General features: G+C 67.8%; 27 protein-coding genes and 3 pseudogenes. 15 read left to right on the top strand and 15 right to left on the bottom strand.

From position 1 onward, the window contains the following. Positions 1-22 precede the first annotated feature (22 nt). The 6 genes and pseudogenes from ACN6LB_RS41755 to ACN6LB_RS41730 all read left to right on the top strand — a co-directional run bounded on the left by ACN6LB_RS41755 (position 23) and on the right by ACN6LB_RS41730 (position 3238). The gene (locus tag ACN6LB_RS41755) at positions 23-463 is read left to right on the top strand and encodes a hypothetical protein (RefSeq protein WP_445030446.1); all 441 of its coding nucleotides are present in this window, start codon (positions 23-25) and stop codon (positions 461-463) included. Between the two features lie 161 nt (positions 464-624). Continuing rightward, positions 625-1317: a hypothetical protein gene (locus tag ACN6LB_RS41750; RefSeq protein WP_445030445.1), complete on the top strand. Its 693-nt coding sequence runs from the start codon at positions 625-627 to the stop codon at positions 1315-1317. Positions 1318-1353: 36 nt separating this feature from the next. After that, positions 1354-1482, top strand: a pseudogene (locus ACN6LB_RS41745) (site-specific integrase); the annotation flags it as partial. A 130-nt stretch (positions 1483-1612) separates the two neighbouring features. Next, positions 1613-1720 (top strand): annotated as a pseudogene (locus ACN6LB_RS41740) (helix-turn-helix domain-containing protein); the annotation flags it as partial. Between the two features lie 137 nt (positions 1721-1857). Then, positions 1858-2367 carry a hypothetical protein gene (locus ACN6LB_RS41735; protein WP_445030444.1) on the top strand — a complete coding sequence of 170 codons (510 nt, stop codon included), beginning with the start codon at positions 1858-1860 and terminating at the stop codon, positions 2365-2367. 43 nt (positions 2368-2410) lie between these two features. Continuing rightward, the gene (locus tag ACN6LB_RS41730; RefSeq protein WP_445030443.1) at positions 2411-3238 is read left to right on the top strand and encodes a class I SAM-dependent methyltransferase; all 828 of its coding nucleotides are present in this window, start codon (positions 2411-2413) and stop codon (positions 3236-3238) included. A gap of 241 nt (positions 3239-3479) precedes the next feature. Here the strand turns inward: ACN6LB_RS41730 and ACN6LB_RS41725 are convergent, their stop codons facing one another. Continuing rightward, positions 3480-3710, bottom strand: a complete 231-nt coding sequence (locus ACN6LB_RS41725; RefSeq protein WP_445030442.1) for a hypothetical protein — start codon at positions 3708-3710, stop codon at positions 3480-3482. Between the two features lie 124 nt (positions 3711-3834). Continuing rightward, a complete protein-coding gene (locus tag ACN6LB_RS41720) occupies positions 3835-4596 on the bottom strand; it encodes a DeoR/GlpR family DNA-binding transcription regulator (protein WP_445030441.1) in 762 nt (253 codons plus the stop codon). Between the two features lie 70 nt (positions 4597-4666). Here ACN6LB_RS41720 and ACN6LB_RS41715 point away from each other — a divergent pair, with 70 nt between their 5' ends. After that, on the top strand, positions 4667-5893 hold the full coding sequence (locus tag ACN6LB_RS41715) for an MFS transporter (RefSeq protein WP_445030440.1): 1227 nt from the start codon (positions 4667-4669) through the stop codon (positions 5891-5893). Between the two features lie 83 nt (positions 5894-5976). After that, positions 5977-6600: an HAD family hydrolase gene (locus ACN6LB_RS41710; RefSeq protein ID WP_445030439.1), complete on the top strand. Its 624-nt coding sequence runs from the start codon at positions 5977-5979 to the stop codon at positions 6598-6600. A 400-nt stretch (positions 6601-7000) separates the two neighbouring features. On the opposite strand, the gene ACN6LB_RS41705 is transcribed toward ACN6LB_RS41710, so the two are convergent. From ACN6LB_RS41705 to ACN6LB_RS41680, 6 genes are all read right to left on the bottom strand, one after another. Next, on the bottom strand, positions 7001-7759 hold the full coding sequence (locus tag ACN6LB_RS41705; protein WP_445030438.1) for a hypothetical protein: 759 nt from the start codon (positions 7757-7759) through the stop codon (positions 7001-7003). A gap of 186 nt (positions 7760-7945) precedes the next feature. Continuing rightward, entirely contained in the window at positions 7946-8809 is an 864-nt protein-coding gene (locus ACN6LB_RS41700; RefSeq protein WP_445030437.1) for a GNAT family N-acetyltransferase, read from the bottom strand. Between the two features lie 85 nt (positions 8810-8894). Next, positions 8895-9077 (bottom strand): hypothetical protein, encoded by a 183-nt coding sequence (locus ACN6LB_RS41695; RefSeq protein ID WP_445030436.1) that lies wholly within the window; start codon positions 9075-9077, stop codon positions 8895-8897. A 1-nt stretch (position 9078) separates the two neighbouring features. Next, positions 9079-10026: a radical SAM protein gene (locus tag ACN6LB_RS41690; protein ID WP_445030453.1), complete on the bottom strand. Its 948-nt coding sequence runs from the start codon at positions 10024-10026 to the stop codon at positions 9079-9081. A gap of 456 nt (positions 10027-10482) precedes the next feature. After that, positions 10483-10770 (bottom strand): hypothetical protein, encoded by a 288-nt coding sequence (locus tag ACN6LB_RS41685; protein ID WP_445030435.1) that lies wholly within the window; start codon positions 10768-10770, stop codon positions 10483-10485. A gap of 300 nt (positions 10771-11070) precedes the next feature. Further along, positions 11071-11442 (bottom strand): hypothetical protein, encoded by a 372-nt coding sequence (locus tag ACN6LB_RS41680; protein ID WP_445030434.1) that lies wholly within the window; start codon positions 11440-11442, stop codon positions 11071-11073. A gap of 180 nt (positions 11443-11622) precedes the next feature. Here ACN6LB_RS41680 and ACN6LB_RS41675 point away from each other — a divergent pair, with 180 nt between their 5' ends. From ACN6LB_RS41675 to ACN6LB_RS41660, 4 genes are all read left to right on the top strand, one after another. After that, entirely contained in the window at positions 11623-12870 is a 1248-nt protein-coding gene (locus tag ACN6LB_RS41675; protein WP_445030433.1) for an XRE family transcriptional regulator, read from the top strand. Between the two features lie 17 nt (positions 12871-12887). Further along, positions 12888-13445 carry a GNAT family N-acetyltransferase gene (locus ACN6LB_RS41670; RefSeq protein ID WP_445030432.1) on the top strand — a complete coding sequence of 186 codons (558 nt, stop codon included), beginning with the start codon at positions 12888-12890 and terminating at the stop codon, positions 13443-13445. 117 nt (positions 13446-13562) lie between these two features. Further along, positions 13563-13688, top strand: a complete 126-nt coding sequence (locus ACN6LB_RS41665) for a hypothetical protein (protein ID WP_445030431.1) — start codon at positions 13563-13565, stop codon at positions 13686-13688. Positions 13689-14074: 386 nt separating this feature from the next. Beyond that, on the top strand, positions 14075-15088 hold the full coding sequence (locus ACN6LB_RS41660) for an IS630 family transposase (protein WP_445030430.1): 1014 nt from the start codon (positions 14075-14077) through the stop codon (positions 15086-15088). An 87-nt stretch (positions 15089-15175) separates the two neighbouring features. On the opposite strand, the gene ACN6LB_RS41655 is transcribed toward ACN6LB_RS41660, so the two are convergent. Beyond that, positions 15176-15520, bottom strand: coding sequence for a cytoplasmic protein (locus ACN6LB_RS41655; protein ID WP_445030429.1), 345 nt, complete (start codon positions 15518-15520; stop codon positions 15176-15178). A 22-nt stretch (positions 15521-15542) separates the two neighbouring features. Here ACN6LB_RS41655 and ACN6LB_RS41650 point away from each other — a divergent pair, with 22 nt between their 5' ends. Beyond that, the gene (locus ACN6LB_RS41650) at positions 15543-16172 is read left to right on the top strand and encodes a TetR/AcrR family transcriptional regulator (protein WP_445030428.1); all 630 of its coding nucleotides are present in this window, start codon (positions 15543-15545) and stop codon (positions 16170-16172) included. A gap of 248 nt (positions 16173-16420) precedes the next feature. Here ACN6LB_RS41650 and ACN6LB_RS41645 read toward each other — a convergent pair whose 3' ends face one another. The 6 genes from ACN6LB_RS41645 to ACN6LB_RS41620 all read right to left on the bottom strand — a co-directional run bounded on the left by ACN6LB_RS41645 (position 16421) and on the right by ACN6LB_RS41620 (position 20436). Continuing rightward, positions 16421-16651 (bottom strand): DUF6207 family protein, encoded by a 231-nt coding sequence (locus ACN6LB_RS41645; protein WP_445030427.1) that lies wholly within the window; start codon positions 16649-16651, stop codon positions 16421-16423. A gap of 286 nt (positions 16652-16937) precedes the next feature. Next, on the bottom strand, positions 16938-17633 hold the full coding sequence (locus tag ACN6LB_RS41640) for a response regulator (RefSeq protein WP_445030426.1): 696 nt from the start codon (positions 17631-17633) through the stop codon (positions 16938-16940). A 193-nt stretch (positions 17634-17826) separates the two neighbouring features. Next, positions 17827-18264, bottom strand: coding sequence for a hypothetical protein (locus ACN6LB_RS41635; protein WP_445030425.1), 438 nt, complete (start codon positions 18262-18264; stop codon positions 17827-17829). A gap of 41 nt (positions 18265-18305) precedes the next feature. Next, positions 18306-18644, bottom strand: coding sequence for a hypothetical protein (locus tag ACN6LB_RS41630; protein WP_445030424.1), 339 nt, complete (start codon positions 18642-18644; stop codon positions 18306-18308). Between the two features lie 203 nt (positions 18645-18847). After that, positions 18848-20020: a sensor histidine kinase gene (locus ACN6LB_RS41625; protein ID WP_445030423.1), complete on the bottom strand. Its 1173-nt coding sequence runs from the start codon at positions 20018-20020 to the stop codon at positions 18848-18850. A gap of 65 nt (positions 20021-20085) precedes the next feature. Further along, positions 20086-20436, bottom strand: coding sequence for a hypothetical protein (locus ACN6LB_RS41620; protein WP_445030422.1), 351 nt, complete (start codon positions 20434-20436; stop codon positions 20086-20088). An 810-nt stretch (positions 20437-21246) separates the two neighbouring features. On the opposite strand from ACN6LB_RS41620, the gene ACN6LB_RS41615 reads away from it, so the two are divergent. After that, positions 21247-22083: a hypothetical protein gene (locus ACN6LB_RS41615; protein WP_445030421.1), complete on the top strand. Its 837-nt coding sequence runs from the start codon at positions 21247-21249 to the stop codon at positions 22081-22083. Between the two features lie 6 nt (positions 22084-22089). Continuing rightward, a pseudogene (locus tag ACN6LB_RS41610) lies at positions 22090-22228 on the top strand (hypothetical protein); the annotation flags it as partial.

Genomic DNA, 22228 nt, shown 5'->3' with positions numbered 1-22228 from the left:
CCGGGCAGGCTAGTTTGCTCGGGTGAGTCTCCTTGATGATGTGGCCGAGCGTGACGGCTGGCGCTGCTGGGTGTGTGACGAACCGGTCGACCCCGACGAGTCGGTGAACGATTCGCGGGGGCCCAGTGTCGACAGCCGGACCGCCGACCGCAAGGCCCGGGTCGCCGAGCGGCTGGCGCACCGTGGGTGCAACAGCCGTAAGGGCGCGATCAAGGTGGTCATCGCCTGGCCGGACAGCCTGTACGTGGTCGAACCCGCGCCGCTGATCGGTGTCGCCGGAAGGCTGGAGCGCAAGGGGGGCCGCGAGATGGTCGGCCGTTGTCCGACCAGGCAGGACGCCCAAGAGGCAGCGGATTGGCTGGTGGACCGGTTCTCCCGGCTGGTACCGGGGCTGCCGGTGACCGCCGACATCGAGGCGGGCGGCGGCCAGTTCCTTGTCATCCTGGCCACCGGCCGCCGCTGACCGCGTGAGGGGACGGCCGGTGGCCACAGCCCCGCCGCCCTCGCCCACGCCGTCCCCGCTTTCTTGGAGCAGGCCGACAAATATGCGAGCCGGCTCGGCTGCGACGGCAACGAACTGTGGACCAGCTTCGGCCCGGCCAACTGCAAGCTCAGACCGATGTGGTGGCGGGGTTCGTTCTCGCGCGGGCCTCGGCCGGTCTGGTCGACAGCACGATTCGCAACGACACCAACCATCTGGAGCTGATCCGGGACTGGTTCGGCCGTCCGCTGTGGGAGATGGAGCCGGCCGACGCCGACGTCTGTTTCGGCAAGGTGCTGCGCGACGCCAAACCGTCGCCCCGGACCGGCCGGGCTGGCGCGCCGGCGGTGTTCTTCCAATTCCTTGAGCTGCGGCACAAGGTCGAGTTGCACCACCTCACCGGCCGTGTGGTCGAGTGCCCGTTGGACGAGATGAACCGGCCGCGGGCCTCGGTGGAACCGCAGCTGCGGATCCCGCCCAGCGAAGCAGAGATCGAGGAGCTGTTCGCGGGGCGGCGTGAGGAGCTGGTGACCTGCCGCAAGTTCGGTCCGGCCGCCCGCAATTACGCGGTGGCCCGGCTGGCGGCGGACGTGGGGCTGCGGATCAACGAGGCACGGATGCTCGACCTGGACGACGTCCGGTGGGAGCTGGGGCGGTTCGGGAAGCTCAACGTCCGGCACAGCAAGGGATCCCGGAAGCGTGGGCCGAAGCCACGGCTGGTGCCGCTGATCAACGGCGCCGACGGCAACCTGAGGTGGTTCATCGAGGACGTGTGGGGCCACTTCGACGCCGACCACACCCGGCCGGGCGCCCCGCTGTTCCCCTCCGAGCGCTAGAACCAGGACGGCTCGTGCTCGCGGGCGACTGCCGACATCTTCCGCCGGCCGCTGGCCGAAGCAGCCGCCCAGCACCTGCCCACCTGGGCCGGGAAGCTCACCCCGCACATGCTGCGGCACTTCTGCGCCTCCCAGCTCTATCTCGCCGGCATGACCTTGTTCGCCATCCAGGAGCTACTCGGACATACCTGGACCGGGACCACGGCCCGGTATATCCACGTCCACGGCACCCATGTCGAAGACGCCTGGGTCGCCGAACAGCAGCGCGCTACCGACCGATGGAAGGGCTGGCCCAGTGAAGTGGAATCTTCGCCTGGCGGCCGCCAACCGCGGCATCTGGAAGGCCACCGAACTCCAGCGGCTGCTCGCCGAACGCGGCGTGGTGATCAGCGCGGGGAAGATACCCCTGCGCGGATGGCAGCGGCGCAACGCCATCGCCGCGCTGCGCTCACTGTTCCGCTTCGCCAAGAAGCGCGGCCTGATTTTCGCCAACCCCACCACCCGCCTCGGGATGGAAGACATCCACGCAGTCTGTTGCCGATGACCGATGCCGAAGTGCTTGCCGTCCAACGGATCGCCGTCATCCCGGCGCGACGGCTGATCGTCGCCCTGGCCGCCGTGCACGCCGCCCGCGCCACCGCCATCCGCCGCCTCACACTGGACGACCTCGACCTGCCCAACCGTAGGATCACCATCGCCGGACACGGCCAACGGCTCGGCGAACTGCCCCACCAGACCCTGCTGACCTGGCTCGACCAGCGCCGGGCCACCTGGCCGAAGACCCCGAACCGGCACGTCCTGATCAACGCGAATCCCGCCCTGGGAACCGAGCCCGTCAACCCCGTATACCTCAAGCGGCACCTACCGCACCAGGGCGTCTACCTCGAACGCATCCACGGCGACCGGGTCCTGCACGAAGCACTGACCGTCGGCGCCGCCCGCTGCACCTCGCCCTGCTCTTCAACCTGTCCCACACCACCGCGAGCAGCTACGCGGCCATCGCCCAGAACCTGCTCGACGACACGGCTGCTGTCGAGGAGCTGCCGTTAAACCAGTAGCGTCCCCGCCGACGAACCTCATAGCTTGTGCACTCGTGACTGATGCTCCGAAGATGCGCCCGAATCCACACGACCTCGGCCGGGTGTTCAACGAGGTGCCGGAGCTCTACGACCGGGTCCGGCCGGGATACCCCGACGAGCTGTTCGCGGACCTTGTCACCGTTACCGGCGTGGCCGACAGGTCGTCGGTGCTGGAGGTGGGCTGCGGAACCGGTCAGGCGACGCGCTCGCTGGCAGCACTCGGATGCTCAGTGACCGCCATCGAGCCGGGCGCAGACATGGCCGCACTCGCTCGCCAACGGATGGCCTCCTTCTGTAACGTCGCAGTCGAGACGTCGACGTTCGAGGAGTGGGACGACCGCGGTCGACGCTTCGATGCTCTCGTGGCCGCGCAGTCGTGGCACTGGGTCGACCCGTCGATCGGCTGGCAGCGGGCCCACGACGTGCTCCATCCCGGAGGCTGGATGGCGCTGTTCGGCCACGTCGTTGTCCGCCGGCAGGGAGAGCCGGAGGTGTACGCCGAGACCGCCGATCTCCTCGAGCAGTTCTGCCCCGGGAACCCCGACTGGGGTCATCCTCCCCTGGAGGACGACGTGCGCACCACCGACGAGGGCTGGGGCCTGGTCGATGACCCCGGAGGACTGTTCGGCTCAACGATCGTGCGCTGGTATCCGACTGTTCAGTGGTTCAACGGGGACGGCTTTGCCGATCACCTTCGCTCGTTGTCGCTGTACCGGAGGCTCGACCGCGACGTCCGTGAGCCCCTGCTCGACGCCGTCGCCGAGCGCATCCGCACGCGGATGGGCGACCGAGCATCACGCCGTTACCTGAGCGTCCTCCGTGTCGGACAGCGCGCCGAGTGAGCCCAGTGGTGAAGGACCTGCCGATTCAGCGGCAACGGACCCACCGCACTTTCGTGCCTGCCTGCCGAAGAGGCCGTGGGTTCCCAGTGAAAGCACTTCAGTCACGCTGAACTCACGGCCGACATGTCGGTAAGAACTCTGTCACCAGCCGCAAGCGAGTAGTCAGAGCTTCGTGACCACAGCTTTCTTGGGGTCCAGGCAAGATGAGGCCAAAGGCCGCAACAAGACGTCTGGGCATCTGTCACCGTGCTTCGGTCGCCCCGGTGCCCGGCTCACGCTCGGACTCCTGCAGCGCCAGCACCCCGTCCCACGTGTCTCCTCCGTCGGCCCAGGTCCACAGCCACCGACGCAGCGAGGGCGCCGCGTACCGCAGGCCGTCGTGAGGGTCCTCGCCCCAGTCCCGTTCCCAGCCGACGGCGTCCCAGAGCAGCACTGGGTGATCGACGGCTGTGAGCGAGACGTACCACTCCATGCTGCAGCCGCCCGCCGCTGATGCGGCTGACCGAATCTGGCCAGAGGTGCTCTTCGCTCCCCAGATGGTTGACTCAGATGAGTGACTCGTCATCGAACCTGGGTGCTGCGGCTCGGCGGTCTCATCAGACGGTCTTGACGACAGTGCCGGCGCCCTCCAGTGCGGCGGTCTCGTCGGCGGGCGCGGTTGTGTCGGTGACGAGGGTGTGCAGGAGCGTGGCCGGGCCGACGTGGGCGTAGGCGGTGCGGCCGAGTTTGCCGCCGTCCGCGGCGACGATGACTCGGCGGGCTGAGGCGATGCCTGCCTTCTTCACGGCGGCGTCGTCGAGGTCATAGGCGGTCAGGCCCTCGGCGGCACTCAGGCCGCAGCAGCCGATGATCGCGGTGTCGAAGCGCAGCGCGGCTAGGGCGGCGAGGGTGAGGGGCCCCGTGAGAGCTCCTTCGGCGGTGCGGGGCCGTCCGCCGGGCACTATCAGTGCGGCCTGGCCGGGTGGGTCGCTGAGGACGTGGATGGCCTGGAGGGACAGGGGCATCACGGTGACCGGCCGCTCGCGCAGCAGGCGGGCGACCTCCAGGCAGGTGGTGCCGCTGTCGATCAGGACGCTCTCGCCGTCGGCGATGAGCGAGGACACCTCGGCGGCGATCAGGCGCTTGGCATCGACCGCGTCGCGGGCGCGCAGCGCGAAGGGCGGCTCCTCGCCGCGCAGCAGCAGGGTCCGCGCTCCGCCGCGGAAGCGTTCCAGGACACCCTGTCCGGCGAGCACGTCGAGGTCACGCCGGATGGTCATCTCCGATGCGCCGGTCAGCGCGGCGAGTTCCTGGACGGTGATCTGGCCCGCCTCCCTGACGGCCTGCGCGATCACGGAGTGACGGTCTGCGTTGGTCATACCCGTGATTGAACACCACCTCAGAACGAACATATAACATGTTCGAAAGGCGGGCTTTCAAACATTCGATATGTTCGCTACGGTGGATGCTGTGAACCCTTCGCTTCGAGCCGCCCGCGCGGCGACCTTCATCTACTTCGTCCTGTGCGGCACGCTCATGGGCGCCTGGGTGGTGCACATCCCCGCCATTGAGACGCGGGTCGGCATCAGCCACGCCACCCTCGGGAGCCTGCTGGTGCTGCTCGGGCTCGGGGCCTTCGCCGGTATGCAGGTCGCCGGCCGCCTGACCGACCGCCTCGGCCCCCGCCTGGTGGTCCCCGCCACCGGCATCCTGGCCAGCGCCGTGTTGGTGCTGCCCGGTCTGGCCCGGGACCCGTGGACGCTGGCGGGCGCCCTGCTGGCCTTCGGCTTCTGCAACGGCTGCCTGGACGTGAGCATGAACGCCCACGCCGTCCACGTGGAGAAGGCCTACGGCCGGCCCGTCATGTCGGCTTTCCATGCCACCTTCTCCGTCGGCGGCGTCATCGCCGCCATCGCCGCAGCGGGCGCCGCAAGCGCGGGCATGAGCCCGGCCGCCACCCTCGGTGCCTGCGCCGCGCTCGGCATCGTGATCGCGCTGGCGTCGGCGCGGCTCCTCCTGCCCGGCACACCTGCCGCCACCGCCACCGAGCAGGGTCGGCAGGCTCCGGTCGCCAAGCGCAGCAGCACCGTGCGACGGATCTGGATCCTGGCCGCGCTGGCGTTGACGACGATGCTGTGCGAGGGGGCCGCGAACGACTGGAGCACGCTGCACCTCAAGGACGTTCTCGGTGCCCCGGCGAGCACCGCCGCCTTCGGGTACGGCACGTTCGCCGCGGCGATGACCACCGGGCGTCTGCTCGCGGACCGGGTCGCCGCCCGGTTCGGGGCAATGGCTGTCCTGCGCTACGGCTCGGCCACGGCCGCCGTCGGGATCACGATCGCCGCGTTCGCCCCGTCGGTCTGGGCCGCGTTCGTGGGCTGGACGCTGTTCGGCCTGGGGCTGTCGGGCTGCATCCCCCAGCTGTTCAGCGCGGCCGGCCACGCGGACCCCGCCGCGGCCGGGGCGAACGTCTCCCGGGTCGCCGGGCTCGGCTACCTGGGCATGCTCGCCGGGCCCGCCGTCATCGGCTGGCTGACCCACCTCACCGCACTGAACCACACCTTCCTGCTGCTGACCCTGCTCTGCGCAACCACCGCCACAGCCGCCGGCATCCTGCGCACCGGCTCCGGCGCCATGCCCGAGCCGGAACCCGAGCTCGCGTCCAGCAGCCACTGACCGCCTGTGCGGCACAACCCTGACACCGTGCCGCACAGGCACCCCACCAACCCGCGACAACGACCGGACCAGGAAGCCCCGCCATGTCCACCGACCGACGCATCGTGCTGTTCGACCTCTTCGGAGTCATCGCCTGCCACCAGCGCCCCGGCGCCCTGGAACAGATGGCCGCCCGCTGCGGCGCACCCGCCGACGCGTTCGCCGACGCCTACTGGGCCTGCCGCCCGCCCTACGACGCCGCCCAGCAGACCGCGGCCGCCTACTGGACCACCGTCCTGCGAAAGCTCTCACGCCCCGTCGACGGCGACACGATCGAGGAGCTACGGCTCGCCGACATCGACAGCTGGTCTCGGGTCGACGACCGCATGGTCACCTACGCGCAGCGCCTGCGGGACCGCGCCAAGGTCGCCCTGCTGTCCAACATCCCCGACGACCACGCGGACGCCTTCCGCACCGCCCAGCCTTGGCTGCGGAACCTCGACCTCGTCGCCTTCTCCGGCAAGATCAAGGTCGCGAAGCCGGACCCGGCAGCGTTCCGCCACTGCATCACCGCCCTGCGTGCCGCACCGGCCGACTTCCTCTTCATCGACGACCGCGAGGAGAACGTGCACGCAGCCCAGACCCTCGGCATGAACGCACACCTCTTCACCCAACTCGACCAGCTGGCAGCGACTATCGACACTTGGCTGCCACCCCGCGCCGCGTGACCAAGACCGCTGCCGCAGGCGAAGGTGGGTAGTCCAGCTCAGCAACTCTGTCCCATGCTTGAGCGAGTCGTGGGGAATTTCAAGGCTCTGGCCGCAGTTCCGTGAATCCCCAGGTCAGGGGCAGGAACGCGGGATCGTTTCGGCAGAGTGTTTCCTGTCATGGTGAGCAAGACGGTCGAGACTGTGCTGTTTCCCGGGATCGACGTGCGAGTGGAGCACGTCAGCGACTCCACCGACGTCCCTGTAGTGAAGGCGGTGTCCACCCCTCGTCCGGGTCGATGCCCAGACTGCAGGAACCAGGCGACGCGCATACATAGCACGTATCAACGCGCCCTGGACGAAAGGCCGTTTGGCTCTCGCCGGGTCATAGGCCGATTTCCAGTCGCCAAGCCTCCGACGCTCACGGTGTCTCTAAGCGTTCATCGATGCGCCGGAGAATGTCCTCGCTGATATGCCACCGGTCCGAGTCCCGGCGGAAGCGAATCCCTCGCTGGGACTTGACGACCTTGGTGAGCCGCCTTAGCTGGTTCGGGTCAAGGTCCTTGATCATGTACGCTGCAAGCCGCATTGCGTGGTACTGCTCGAATGCACTGCGTGAATGCTCGATAGCTTCGAGCGCAGCATCGAAGTTCCGCAATTCACGGCTTGCCTGCATCATGGCTAGGGCAGTGACACGTTCCTCGTCGCTTCCCTCCCGCAGCCAGCGCAGTACTTCGGCTGGCTCGAATGGCTGCTCCTTCGCGAGACGGCGAGCTCTGGAAACGGCCTCTTCCATTGCCCTCGTACGGTCTGGACCAGCACGCATTGAGCTGCGCACTGACCGGTAGTCAGCTGCGATGGGCCCCGCGGCGTCCAGCAGGGCGTGAGCCTCCTCTCGTAGCTGACTCGCCGCTGCAATGTCTCCGCGGCGCTCCGACTCTTCTGCCAGTGCGAATTTCTCTGCCGCGGCGGCACGGAGCCTCAGCGTGGCTCCACCGAATTCCAAGCTCTCGATGCGGCTACCAAGTAGAGCGAGAACCAGCAAGACACCGCCGAAGGCAAGCAGTACCCCCGCACCACCGTTCGGAGTCACGAAAACCGCAAAGACCCCCGTTCCGAAGGCTGCCGCGCCCAGTAGGCCCGTGAGCCCACGCAGGACGGGTGTGAACTGGGAAGACATTGAGGGCGGTTCCACTGACTTCTCTCCATCTCATCAGATGCGTGGGAACCTACCGCGTGTCTACGTGAGACGGCGGACATCAGACAGCGACGCATCTGTATTCGACCAACCAGCCGATGGTGGATGTCGGGCATGGCAAGTGGACGCCACGCCTGCAGGCCGCCCGGCCCGGCCAAACCATGGGCATCAAAGCTTGGTCACGCTGACAAAGCCGAGGGAACGCAGTCCCTCCGACTGGCACAAGCGATCGGAGGGGCCGCCAGTCTCAGTCTGCAAAAGCTGGTAACCGGCGCCGTGAGCCGACCCCCAGGCCATGGCGGCCCGCCATAGGGCTCGGCCGTGTCCGTGGCCGCGATGTTCGGGCAGAACGCCGAAGTACTGCGGCAGCAGACGGATGGCTCCGGCTGAGTCGGTCATGGTCTCCATGGGGCCGATCGCCCCGACCACTCGACCGGCGTCGGTGACGGCGAGAACTGGGCCCACGGTGCCGACCTGCATCTGATGGTGGAGGAATGCGAAGCCGTCGCTGGTGAGGCGCTGTGCGAAGGCGGCAAACGTGGCCTGTACGGGCACGGGTAGGCCGTGTAGGGGTTGAACCGACCCTTCCTTGTCGGACTGAGCCTGGCCGAATTGCCGGAGCTGTACGCGCGTGACGGCCGTCCCGGCGGGCGGTTGGTCGTTGGGGCCGCGGAAGGTGATCACGCGAGCTGTGGCAGTGGCGTGGTCGGCGGCGAGCTTGGCCGCCAGGTCGGCCGCGTCGCCATGGCCGGGGCCGTAGATGTAGACCGTTAGAGTGCCATGGCCGCGGCGGGTCAGGGTGGGAATCAGGGTGCGGACACTGGTGTGCTCGATTGCATCGGGCAGGACTGTCTCGTCCTTGTGCTCGGACCAGCGCTGGTCCTTGTCGTACGGGAGGAATGTGCCGGTGCCGGCGGCTCGGACAATGTCGGCGAAGAGGCCGAGGTCGAGGGCGTCGGGGTGGACGGGGCCGATCGTCGGCACGTACGGCACAGCTACGACAGGCTGCAGCCAGTCCCACTTCAAGCGCATGGCACTCACGCTACTCGCCTGGCGCACAGGGCTCAGGCCCCGGCGCATTCACGCCGGGGCCTGAGCGGTTGTGACCGGTTGGCGGTCAGTGAGGGTTGTCGTCGCCCGCGTTGCACGAGCACTTGATGCTGTCCATCACCGTGTCCAGGTCCGCGATGGACGTGATCACGGTGACCGGCGGCGCGGGGGCCTCGATCGGCCGGGCCGCGTACGGCAGCTCGTCCGGAAGCGGCCGCTTCGGAGAGATCTCGACAGCTACAGCGGTCATGTCACCCTGCTTTCTTCATCCCGTGCTGGCAGTAACTTGCGAGTGGTGCCTTCGCCTCCTGGTAGTGCTTGGCCAGGGGCCTGCACACGGTGCAGGCCCCTGAAAGCTGGCAGCCTGAGCATCCACCGGTGCGAAGCATGAGGCGGTCCGCGATCTCGCCGAGGCGGGAAAGGCCTTCGATCCCCTCGGCAGGCAGGCTGATCTGGTCGTCGCGGCCGATCTTGCAGATGGACACCAGCCCGTGCGGGTCGGTGTGGAAGAAGGTGTGGCCCGCGTTGCAGCCGGTGAACGGCTTGCGCATTCGCAGGTGATCTTTCGACTGCGCGGTCAGCGACTCGGCGCCGCCGTAGATCGTCGGCGTCATGTTCGTGAAGACGTTGTACTCGACGCCCCACTGTTCGCACAGGACGGTCATTGCCTGTTCCTCGTGGGCGTTGTCTTCGGTGACGATGATGCTGATGCGCAGCGGCAGGCCAGCTGCGCGGGCGGCGTTCATGCCCTTGATAAACAGGTCCCAGGCGCCTTTGCGCTGGGTCAGCTCGTCGTAGCTGTCCCTGGTCGCCCCGTACAGGGAGACCGTGATCCGGTAGGGCGGGAACTGCTTGAACATCTCCAGCAGGTCCTCGCGCCACAGCAGGGAGGCGTTGGTGGAGACGGTCAGCATCATGCCCAGTTCGAACGCGGCTTGGTAGGAGGGCATGAAGTCCTTGTCCACGGTCGGCTCGCCGCCGGTGATCTGGAGCCACAGGACCCCGGCGTCGTGCATGACCCGCAGGCAGGCGAGCTTGTCGTCCAGCGGCATGCCGGAGTAGACCTTCAAACCCAGGTAGCAGTGCTTGCACTGGTAGTTGCAGCCCAGGTTGATTTCCCAACTCGCTCGCGAGTAGCCCCAGCGGGAGGGCTGGCGGACCAGCAGGTACTCGCCCGCCGGCTGTCCGGTGATGTTCATGTCCCACTGGCTGTGCACTGCCTCGGCGAACCAGGCGGGTGCGGGCTCGGCGGGGCCCAGACCACGCAGTTGCTCGTACCGGGGCTCCGGTAGGAGGAGGCCGCCTGGGCTGCCGGGCCGCAGCAGTAAGTGCTGTTCCAGGAACGGGCTGGCGATCAGTTCGTGCACGGATACCTCCCAGAGGTCTGCCCGCTGGCGATGAACGGGCGAAGCAGGTCATGGGGTTGTCCAGCGAGACTCGATAGGGGCGCTTCGGCCCGCCCTGCGGGTGTCCGGCCGATCGCAGGACGGGCCGAGGTTTTGGCGATCCGCCTGCGGTTCGACGTCGGGGGCCGACAGGGGCAGGACAGCGTGCCGGGGGGGAGCTCGCTCTGGCCGAGGTGGACCAGGGCGCCGAGCCCGGCGGCCATGCCCAGAACCAGGCCAGGGCCGCCCCCAGAAGGTCGGATAGGCGCCTCACGTCGCTCCTCGGGCCTTCTCACGTAGCTGGATAGCCCGCTCGACCTGCATTCCGAACACCAGCACCTGGCTGGGTTCCAGGAGAAGGTCGGTGCGCACGGTGGAGCCGTCGCGGAAGTGCACGCTGACGGGCAGGGCCACCTCGCCGGATGCGGCGTCGTAGCGCACATCGCGGCCGGCCGGGGTGACGTGCTGGACGAAACGTGAAGTGCTCGTCGCTGCCGTCGCGTCGGGCGCCTGAGCGTGCTCATTACGGGCACGGGGCGTCAGTTCGGTACGGTCCATTTACGGCCTCCTCTTCGAAGGGGGTGTGCCGAACCCGCTTTGGAAGCTGGGTGGGCGTGACGAAACCCGTTTCCGCGCTAACCACGCAGGTGGCCTCCAGCCGCTCCCGCAGCGGGAGTGCCGGCCGAACGCCCAGTGCCGACGACGGTCCGGCCACGCGCTTCAAAGTCGCGGATGGTTCGGAGTTGGACGGGGTCCCATGTCCTTCAAGAGGAGCCAACGGATGCGGCAGAGCACGGGACCCCTGGCGGCGGGGCCCACACATCAGGGGAGAAAGTGTCGGCCCCACACCTGTAGGAGCTACCAGCGGGGTTCGCAGGCCTGCTTGAGCAGGCGGCAGGCCCCGGCGAGCAGATGCAGACGTGCGGTCGGGTTCACCAACTGGTCGGTCTCGGCGTCGTGGTGGACGGAGCGGGCATGTCTGATCGTGTCGCCAAGCACGTCGCGGGCTCGCTGGTCGGCTGGTTTACGAGCGGTCATGTTCGCCAATCGCTGTTCAGCAGGCGCGATGAGTTGGCCGAGGTAGTCGGTCAGCTCACCGGTGATCTGGTGGGCGAGGCCGCTGGCGGGGTCGGCGATCGCGAGGGTCTCGGCCCGGTGGATCGCGCTGTCGACCATCGCCATGTCGACTGGGTCTGTGGCCTGCCTGGGGTGCTCAGCGCTCACGGTCATGTGCCCGCCTCGTCCGGATCGGTGGCCGCGCTCGGTAGGGGTTCGCGGCCTCGGGTTCAGTACAACGGGCGACAGCGGTGGGCCGTGAGGAAGAATCGGTGGGACGCTGCTCGCAGGCAACCGGAAAATTCGGCGCCCATCTCTTGGCAGGTCCTGTGATCACGCCGCTACCGTGAGCAGATGGAGGGCAACGAGATCCTCAAGGCACGTATGGCCGAAGCGGGGTACACGCAGGCTGAGTTGGCCGACGAGATCAACGCCGTGCTGCTTGCAGGCGGGCATCGGGGCACCGTCAGCGACCGCACTGTGCGCAACTGGCTGACTGGAACCTCCAGTTGGCCTCACCGAAGGCAGCGAGCCGCCCTAGAGACCGTGTTCCTCTGTCAGCCCGAGGAATTGGGGTTCAGCCCTCCGGCCAATGCGGGCAGCAACAGTGTGGAAGATGCAAACTCCGTACATCGCCGTACCTTCATCGCCGTCACGGCCAAAGCCGCCATCGCGGCCGGAACGCCGGCCGGCGTGCGCCCGGGCGTGGGCCTGTCCGACGTGCAGAAATTGCGCGGCAAGCTCGCGGACCTGTGGCGGGCGGACGACCAGTCCGGCGGCAGCACCACGCTGGAACACAGGGCCCTCAAGTTGGCCCAGCAGACGCTGCACATCCAGCGGCACGGTTCCGCGACTCAGTGCATCCGCAGCCGACTGTACGCTCTCGCGGCATCGTTCACCGCCATGGCAATGTGGGCGGCCGTCGACTCCCGACGCCTTGCGGATGCGCAACGCCACCTCGAGTCCGCAGTCACCCTGGCCGGCTTGTCCGGCGACGCTCAAGTCCAGCACCAGACCTGGCGGTACGCGGCGATGCTCGCCGAACAACGCGGCCGGTACATCGATGCGATCGCCGCCTCGGAGGCCGCCATGGCGACTGGCGTGCACCGCAGCGATCCGCTGTACGCGTCACTGTCTCATACGAGCCTGGCGCTTGGTTCTGCTCTGGCCGGCGACTCGGTGCGCGCGCTTCGCGCGTTGGACCGCGCAGCCTCTTCGTTCGACCGCGCCGACCTTGTGCTTCCGCGGCCTGCGTCGATGAGCTTCTACACCGAAGGAGAACTGCACGGGCTGACCGGAATCACCTGGTACCGGATCGGGCAGGCGGACCGAGCGGAGTTCCACGCTCACCGCTGCCTGTCCGCGCTCCGCCCCGGCCAGCACCGCAACCGTGTCTACTACACCGTGCAGCTCGCGCTTGCGCAGCTCGGCCAGGAAGATGTCGACCTCGCCTCCCACACCGCTGCTGATGTCTGGGAACTGGCTGACGCCAGCGGCGGCCGCGTCCCCTACCTGCTGAGGAAGTTCACCGCCGCCCTCAACATGCACGCTCCGGACGCGGCCGCGACCACCGACTGGAACGAGCGCATCCGCACCGCCTAACAACCATGGGAGACAGAGTGTCCGAAGCCGCCATCCAGTTCGCCCATTACGGCCACGACATGCTCGACACGATTCACGCCACGCTCGTCTCGGTGTACGCAGAGGTGTACGCCGATGACATCGCGAAAGACCCGTTCTTCTCCGTCGACCGCTTCGAAGACCGGCTCAAGGGCCAGGCCCGGCCCGGCTGGGAAGCGGTTGTGGCGTTCGACGGTGGCGAGGCAGCCGGGTACGCATACGGGGCGCCGCTTCCGGAGAACGCGGCCTGGTGGCGGGGCATGGTCAAGCCATTGCCGGAGAAGGAGATACGGGAGGACGGGCAGCGAACGCTGGCCCTCTTCGAGATCATGGTGCGCGACCCGTGGCGCGGCACCGGTCTCGCCCGCCGCCTCCACGAAGAGCTGCTGGCCGGGCGCAACGAGGAACGCGTGACACTCTTGGTCGAGCCCGACCACCCGAACGTCAAGGCACTGTACGAGGAATGGGGCTACCAGCACATCGGAGACCAGCAGCCATTCCCCGACGCCCCGCTCTACGCCACGATGGTGCGCCAGCTACGCAACCCCCTGGGCTGACGTTGGTCTCAGTGAAGGCACCCCGTGATCACCGACAGCTCGCCTCAGGGGCGGCGGCGTGGTGGCAGCCAAGTACCCCGTCTGCGTGGGCATTTCCAGGTGTACAGAGCCCCGGGCATGTCCGGCCCCGGCTGGACGGTATGGGCACACCGCGGACACGCCGCCCTCGTCGAGCCCGACCCCGCTCTGATCCGGATCCTGGCCCGCATCCTCATCGCCCGCGCACGGCACTCGGGCGACTGACCTCCCGCCCGCCTATATCTTGAGTCCGGACGAGCCTCGTCCCTGTGACCTTGGCGTTCGCGTTGACGACGTGGTCGTCGAGGCAGAGTTGGCCGTGTCGGCGAATGTGGGCCAGTCGGCTGATCGATACCGGGTCAGACGCATCGCCGCGGTTTCCGGCGGGCTGGCTCGTCTGCGTGGGTCGGGTGTTGGGGTTCACGAGGTTGCGGGTCCTGACGCTGAGGCCTGGCATCCCAGTGCAGCCAAAGGTCCTTATCCGCTTTTCCGAGCGCTTTTGAAAGCTAGTGCTCTGACCGCATAGGTTCGCCGGGTTGGTGGTCGTGGCGGTTGGATGGGCGGGGACGTCCGATCCGACCGCTGGAGGCGCGGCGGCCGAGCCCGTCCGTGTGCGCAGACTGACCGACCAGGAGGGGCAAAAGCTGCAGCGGATCGTGCGCCGGGGCAGCACCAACTCCGTGCGCTACCGGCGGGCAATGATTCTGCTGGCCTCGGCCGGCGGGAACCGGGTGCCGGTGATCGCCCAGCTGGTGCAGGCCGACAAGGACACCGTCCGGGACGTGATCCACAAGTTCAACGAGATCGGCCTGGCCTGCCTGGACCCTCGGTGGGGGGGAGGCCGTCCCCGCCAACTCAGTCCTGACGACGAGGACTTCGTCGTGGCGACGGCCACCACCCGCCCCACCAAGCTCGGCCAGCCCTTCGCCCGCTGGTCCCTGCGCAAACTCGTCGCCTACCTGCGGAAAGTCCACGGCCGAGTGATCCGCATCGGCCGCGAGGCGTTACGCGGCCTGCTCGCCCGCCGCGGCGTGACCTTCCAGCGCACCAAGACGTGGAAGCAATCCCCCGACCCGGACCGCGAGACGAAGCTGGACCGGATCGAGGAGGTCCTCGACCGCTTCCCGGACCGGGTGTTCGCGTTCGACGAGTTCGGCCCGCTCGGAATCCGGCCCACCGCAGGCTCGGGCTGGGCCGAACGGAAACATCCCGACCGGGTGCCGGCCACTTACCACCGCACGCACGGGGTGCGCTACTTCCACGGCTGCTACTCGATCGGCGACGACACCCTCTGGGGCATCAACCGCCGCAAGAATGGTGCCACGAACACGTTGGCCGCGCTGAAGTCGATCCGCGCCGCCCGCCCCGACGGCGCACCCATCTACGTGATCCTGGACAACCTGTCCGCCCACAAGGGCACCGACATCCGCCACTGGGCGGAGAAGCACAAGGTCGAGTTGTGCTTCACCCCGACCTACGCCTCGTGGACGAACCCGATCGAAGCACGCTTCGGACCGCTGTGGCAGTTCACCGACGTCCTGGCCGCCGAACGCAAAGAACGCGCCCGCATCCGAAGCGAGAAAGGCATCCGCTGGGGAGGACGCCCCTTCAAAGCCGCAGCCTGAACAGCGTCGGCCAACCCTCCGCGACCATAACCGCCAACGGGATGCCGCCCCCTTGTCGCGCCGCTCCTGAGGGGCGACAAGCCATTTTCAGGAGGCGGACGGCCCCAACGCGACATCCGGGCGCGGGGCGCCGGGCCGGGGTTCCTTGAGCTCGATGAACACGGCATGGGTGGCTGTCTGGCCGACATTACGGCCCTGGTGCTCCTGCGCGTCCAGCCAGCGGACCTGTCCCGCATCCAGGTTGACAGGGGCCTCTCGGCCTCCGGCCGAGATCACCCGCTGGAACGAGGACAGAGTCACCATGACGCTATCCGGATGAGCGTGTAGGTGCGTCGCATCGCCCGGCGTATCGCGGTACTCCAGCACCCTCACACGCTCGTTCTCCCACACGACCCGGTACAACTGCGGGTCGGTGGCCACAGGGTCATTCATGGGATTAAGGTACCATGACGGCATGGCAGTACCATATGAGTCGACGGGACGGATCCGGCAGAAGCAGCGCACTCGCGATGCCCTCGTCGAGGCCGCCCGGTCCCTGCTGGACAGCGGACACACCCCGACCGTGGAACAGTCGGCTGACGCCGCCGGCATCTCCCGCACCACGGCCTACCGCTACTTCCCGAACCAGCGACAACTGCTCCTGGCCGCGATGCCGACCATTGACCGGCCCAGCCTGCTCGACCAGGGCGCACCCGCCGACGTCCACGCCCGCCTCGACCTGGTCATCGCCGAGCAGACGGAGATCTTGCGCAAGTGGGAGCCGCAACTGCGAGCCGCGCTGCGTCTGTCCCTCGACCAGGAGCCACAAACGCCGCGCGGCGCCCGCCCAGTGCTGCGGCAAGGCAGGGCCATCGCATGGTTCGAGGACGCCCTGGCACCGCTGGCGGAGTCGCACCCGCACATCGACCGCAGACGACTGGCTGTTGCCATTCGCGCCGGCTGTGGAATCGAGGCGTGGGTCTGGATGGTCGACATCGCCGCTGTGTCCCGGACGGAGGCCGCAACCCTCATGCGCGAGTCAGCACAAGCGCTGCTGGCCACAGCCCTGGCACAACACGGCGAACCTTCCCGGTCAGAGCACTAGACGTCGCCACTGACAACACCGGCGGCGCGCAGACGGCCGGCACCGATGCCGACTGACCGCAGCCAACACCGAGTTCGACGACCATGCCCGCAGCCTCAAGAACGCCACCGACCAGCTGACCACTGCCGAGCAGGCCTCCCCCAGCGAACATCGTCAGACGCCCTCGCGTCATCAGCCGAGATTGAGATCGCCGAGGAGCCGATCCGTGAACTGCATCGACGTCGCGAACTCGCCCGTCGGCAACACGCTTACGAGTCGAGCGGCTGGCGCAGGTCCAGGAAACAGCGCAGCCGTACGCCGGGTTCGCCCGCGTCCCGCATCGCGTGTAGTGCGGGCGCCGTCGTCCATCGGTCGGCGAGCAGCTGCTGAAAGGCGAACGCGGTCGCGTCGTCGGCGGTCGCGATGTCAACAACGACCAGTCCCGGCCAGCTGACGTACGTCTCGTTGATCGGATCCATGTACAGCACTACGCCCGGCATCCGAAGAGGGTTCCGCCTCTGTTGTGTCTTCACCCGACCGAGTTGCCCCGGGGGTGGCCGTACGGACGGCAGGGGAACTGGACAAAGGCGTTCGTCTGAGCTTGGACACAGGTCGCGCCATCGCGTGCACCAAGAGCGCATCCGGTCGCGTCGTCATTGGCCGTGATGTCACAACTACCAGGCTCGGTTCGCTGCCAGGTGTCTCATTGATCGGGTCCAAGATCTGTGCCAGAGCCCACTGGACAACGTCACAACCACCCTGTAACCGCCCCTTCTGCATCCCGCCTCATCCGGTCGGCGTCCCCCGCGCCGGAGGAGTCGTACCAGGTTCGACCAGCCCGCTCTGGTAGGCGACGGCAACCAGTTGGGCCCGGTCCCTTGCACCCAGCTTCATGAGAATGCGACTCACGTGGGTCTTGACGGTGGCGTCACCGATGATCAGATGGTCGGCGATCTCCGGATTGGCGAAACCGTGGGCGATGAGGACGAGCACCTGACGTTCCCGATCGGTGAGTTCCTCAAGACGTTCCGGGACGGGCAAACGGCCCTCGGGGCGGGCGGCGAACTCACGCAGCAGGCTGGACGTCACCACCGGGTCCAGCCAGGCGTCCCCGCGCGCCAACGTGTGGACGGCGCGTACGAGTTCGGCCGGCGCCGCGTCCTTGAGCATGAAGCCTGACGCACCGGCGCGCAGTGCCGAGTAGACGGCCTCGTCAAGGTTGTACGTAGTCAGGATGAGCACCTTGACAGGCTGGTCCGGATCGGTGGAGAAGCTGTCCGCGGTGATGCGCCGGGTGGCCTCCACGCCGTCGGTTCCCGGCATGCGTACGTCCATGATCACGACGTCGGGCAGGAGCTGCCGCGCGGTGGCCACGGCGGCGGCGCCGTCCCCCACTTCTGCGACCACGTCGATGTCAGGTTCCGCATCCAGCAGCATGGCGATGCCGCCACGGACGAGCAGTTGGTCATCGGCCAGAAGCACACGGACAGGAACGGGTACGTCGGGATCTGGACCCGAGAGAGGGGGGCGGCTGTGAGGCACGGCGACTCCATGGGGCGCGGGTGGCATGGGGACGAGGTGCGCGGACCCGGTCAGGATGCTCCCGGGCCACGGGCAAGACAAGGGCGCGGTCGGGACGATCCCCCTGTGCACCGTCCCGACCGGCTCCCACAGCTCAGACCGGGGTGGGTACGAAGACGCCCGGCGCGAACCAGCTCATGCTGATGTAGATGCCCTGACCTCGGTCAAGGAGGCGCAGCGCCTCGTGCGTGCCGGCGACGAACAAGCCGATCAGCCGAATCCACGGCTGTGCCGGACTGGGAATGGTGCCGCCGACGGCGACCACCAGTTCGTTGACCGTGTCCGCCGCGTCGAGGATCTGGCGCAGTGTGTCGCGGTCGATCTGCACGTGGAAGCCCCACCAGAACGTCCGCACCGTCACGCCTGGCGCACCGGCGTCAGCCAGCGCCGTGTCGAGGCTGTTCGTCACCGTGAGGAGGGGTGTCGGGGTGGTGAGGAGAGGACCGTCGCCCGCGCCGCCGTTCAGCGGGACCCGCTTGGCGAGTTCGAGGGCTACCACGGGCCAGTTGTCGTTCTCCGTTGCAGTGGTCATGCCTATGTTCTCCTTTCTGCCTGGTCCGGGTGTTCCGGCGGTCAGGCCACCACTTCGTAGACGAGTGTGTAGCTGGCCCCGTCGGCGTTGAACTCCGCCGACTTCTGCCCAGCGCCGGCCTGGGAGGCGTTGACGTAGTGCACGCCCAGCAGGTCGTCGGGGTCCAGCCACCAGCCGAGGTCCTTGTCCCACACCTCGATGCGCATCCGCGAGTCGGTGCCGAAGGGCGCGTCGAGGTTGATGTCCCAGGTCTGTCCGTTGTTCATGGGGCGGTAGGCCTCGCCGTAGCGGGTGCCGAAGACCTTGACGAGCACCTCGTCGTCCCCGGTCCAGTCCTCGGTGGTGTTGCAGGTGAGAGTCTGCAGTCGTGCGATGGGCATCGCGTGGTCCTTTCCGGTACGGGCCGGCCCTGTGCTCCGACTACGGGCCGGCGAGTCCTGGTGAGGGCACCAGAGTCGCCGTACGGACCCGTCCCAGGCGTCAGCTTCCCCTCCTATTTGCGGACTCCGCTCCCGGGGGGATGTGTGGCCGTCGTCTCCGTCCAGCACCGGACGCCGGGCGCCGACCTACCGGCCCACAAGAGTCAGACCTGTGCTGCTTCGGATGGAGGAACCGTGGCGGTCGGCAAGCTCGCGGTGAGGCGGTAGCCGCCTCCGGGAAGCCGGCTCACGGCAAGATCTCCGCCAATCACCGTGACCCGCTCCCGCAGACCGATGAGGCCTAGCCCGCTCGACATGCGCTTCGTGGGGTCTACAGGGACACCCGCACCGTCGTCGGTCACCTGAATTTCGAGAGTGGCTCCGGCCCAGTGCAGCCGTACATGTGCCGTCGATCCGGGACCGCCGTGGCGAGCCACGTTCGTCAACGCTTCCTGGACGACGCGGTAGGCGGTGATGTCCACGCTCTGGTCGAGGCGCGCCGACAGGCCCGACGACTCGACAGTCGCGGTCACTCCGACAGCCTCCACCTGAGCTACGAGGCCCGGCAGCATGGCCAGCCCGGGCGGCCGGTCGATGCCGGCGCCGACCGCGCCGCCCTCACTGTTTGGCCCGCCCTGACCGTCCTGTACCGGACGCAGGACAGTCAGCAACCGGCGCAGCTCGGCCATCGCCTGGACGCCGACGTCCTCCACGGCCTGCAGGGCCACCGTCGCCTTGGCCGGGTCGGTCGCCATGGTCCGGCGGGCGCCCGCAGCTTGTAGCACCATCACCGTCACGGAGTGCGCGACGATGTCGTGGAGTTCACGGGCGATGCGCCGGCGTTCGGCGGCAATCGCCTCGGTACGGGAGGCCACCAGTCGCCGTTCCCTGGCCCGGGAACCCGCCACCCAACGGCCCACCAGCACCGACGCCGTATCGCAGGCGATCAGCACAGCACTGATGAGGATGCCGTCGAGGGGCCGCTCTTCCGGGCTGAGCGGATACACCTCATACGCCACGGCAACACCGTGCACAGCCAGTGTCGCGGCCAGGCAGCCTACGGCGGCCGATACCGTACGGCGGCTGCTCACGGTGTACAGAGCGGCCATCGGCGAGAGCAGCGGCCTGGTCCCGAGCAGACAGGTGAGCAGCAGATCATGCAAGGCCAGTACGCCGAAGGCCGCCACCGGTGCGCGCAGCCGCCACACGAGGACAGACACTGCCGGTGCACTGGCCAGCACGATGACCACCGGGTTGACTGGCTGTGTCACCCACGACGTGTACTTGGAGTCCTCGGTAATACGGGAGAAGAGTGCGACGTCGGCCGCGACCAGCACTACGGCGAGGAGACCACTCCGTATCGGCGCCCGGCCCGGCCGGGTGCCCGTCATTGCCGACGTCGTCAGTCCCAGTGCAACCAGGTGCAGATTCCCTCGGCCACCACGGGCGGGGGCCCGGCATGCAGCTCGATCGGCGCCTCGACCAGGCCGTCGAGCACTGTCTTCTCATCGAGGGCAGTCGTCGGGGGAGACAGGGGGCCAATCAGAGCCGCATAGGGTTGAGAAAGAACCTTCGCCAGGGTGTCGAGGAGGTCTCGGGAGTCCTCCACCATGCCGACGGCCTGTCGCTTGGAACCGCGCGGGGCTTGGGGCCCCGTCAGTCCGATCGCGTCAACGAGTTTCACCACGGCGACTGACTTGCTCGGGTCGCCGCCCTCGACGCGGTAGACGTGCGCGGAAGCGGGCAGCAGCACTTGACCCGCTTGTCCCCCAGCCGATGCCCGCATCAGGCCGAAAGGACCGTCGCCCAGCTCGGGCGGCCAGCCACCGACCACCGGCCAGCACCGGTTCGTCGTTGTCCGGGCGGATCAACATGCCCACCGCGCCCGGAACGACCCCACTGGCGGTGCACAGCCTCAGCAACGTTCCCGTGTCGACGTCTGCACCGGTCATATCGCTGGCCTCCACAAGGCTTTTGTCGCAGTGTCATCCAGAATTTCTTGGGGAGTATCGAGCAGGCGAAGGTGCTTGTCGAGGCTGGAAGAACCCTGTCCGGATACGCGCCTACACAAGAGTCTGGTGGGCATGATGGCGATTCCTGGAAACGACCAGGGCTCCTCCTCGCCTTACTTGATCAAGTCCTCAGGCGAGTGGGGAAATTCGGTGAGTGGCAGGCCGTCGATGAGCAGCCGGGACTGCTCAACTCATTCAGTGTCCGGGCCCAGGCGGCCCTGGTGCTGGCTGTTCGGCGGCCACTCGACAGGGCCCCGCACGGACGCCATGCACCACTGATCTTGCTCGCGCACTGAGCCGCAGGTTGGCCCGCCGCTCGGGGGAAGCGGCGGGCCAGGAACTCTACGGTGCCGCAGCACGGCGCGAGCCGTAAGGCAGTCCGCCAACGCTCCAGGCCAAGAAGCGAGCACGACGATGCCCGGCAGTCGCCGTCGCAAGAGCAGGGCCTTGGCCACGATCCGCACCGTACTTGTGGCGTCGCCGCGCACATGTCCCGATCTGCGCGGATAATAGAACTTGTCTCCCCAGGGGGCAGGGGGCAAGGAGTCGAAATGACGACCTCCTACAGGGGTCGCTGTGCTGTCGGCGTCACCGCCGCTCTGGTGCTCGCCCTCGCCGCCGCTCCGACCACCGCAGAGGCCGTTTCGGCAGACTCGCAACCCAGCCGAGGGCCAAGGAGCGACATTGGCATTGCCGCCTGCCCGGCGGCCATCACCCCGGTCACGATCGCGGCAGGATATGACGGCCTGTACACCCACTACGCCAACACGTTGACCGGGTGCTCAGTGGTCACGAACGCCAGCAGCCTGCCCCTCCAGCTCTGGAGCAACTACGGCAGCCCAATCGGCGCGCCTGTGCATTCTGCAACCCCGGCGGGGTGGACAGCCGACACCACCACTCAGCAGATCAAACTCGGGATCCCACCGGGCAGAGTGGTGCTCCTGCCCGGCGAGTACGCCGTGCTCTACCGGCCGGCCCCCGAGTACACCATCGACGTAGTCCCCTTCCCAGTTGCCCAGGACGCCGAGTTCGCGGCACAGTACGCCGGCCTGGCCCAGGCCGCGCACGACGGAGGCCGGCTCATCCCGCTGAACAACAGACTGGGGACCGCCATCAACAAATGCGCGGAAGGGGCCAGCGGCACCTGGAACCAGCTGGGGCAGGCAACGGGAGTCGAGTCGCTCGCAGACATCTTCGACCAGGCGAGGAAACTCGGCTCATGCAAGACCGCCTACAACATCATCAACCCCAGTTCCACAAACCCCGACAAACCACCAGTATGGGAGAAGTGGCGCCAAAAGGTCACCGGCTTCAATGCCAACTGGAACACGCAGCTGAAAGACGACATCGCCGCACGCATCGCCAAGATCCTGGGAACGGTCCGATAACACCGGCTCGCCGAAGCGCTCAACGTGGTCGAGGCCATGGAGTACAAGCGCGTCGGGGACATCGTCACCCTCAAGGAGATCCTTGAGGACGGCGAGCGGGCCCTGGTGCTGGGGCACACGGACGAGGAACGAGTGGTGCGGCTCG

The organism is Streptomyces sp. SAS_270 (assembly GCF_052543295.1).
The sequence above is the reverse complement of the archived record's forward strand: the minus strand, read 5'-3'. Positions and strand labels throughout refer to the sequence as shown.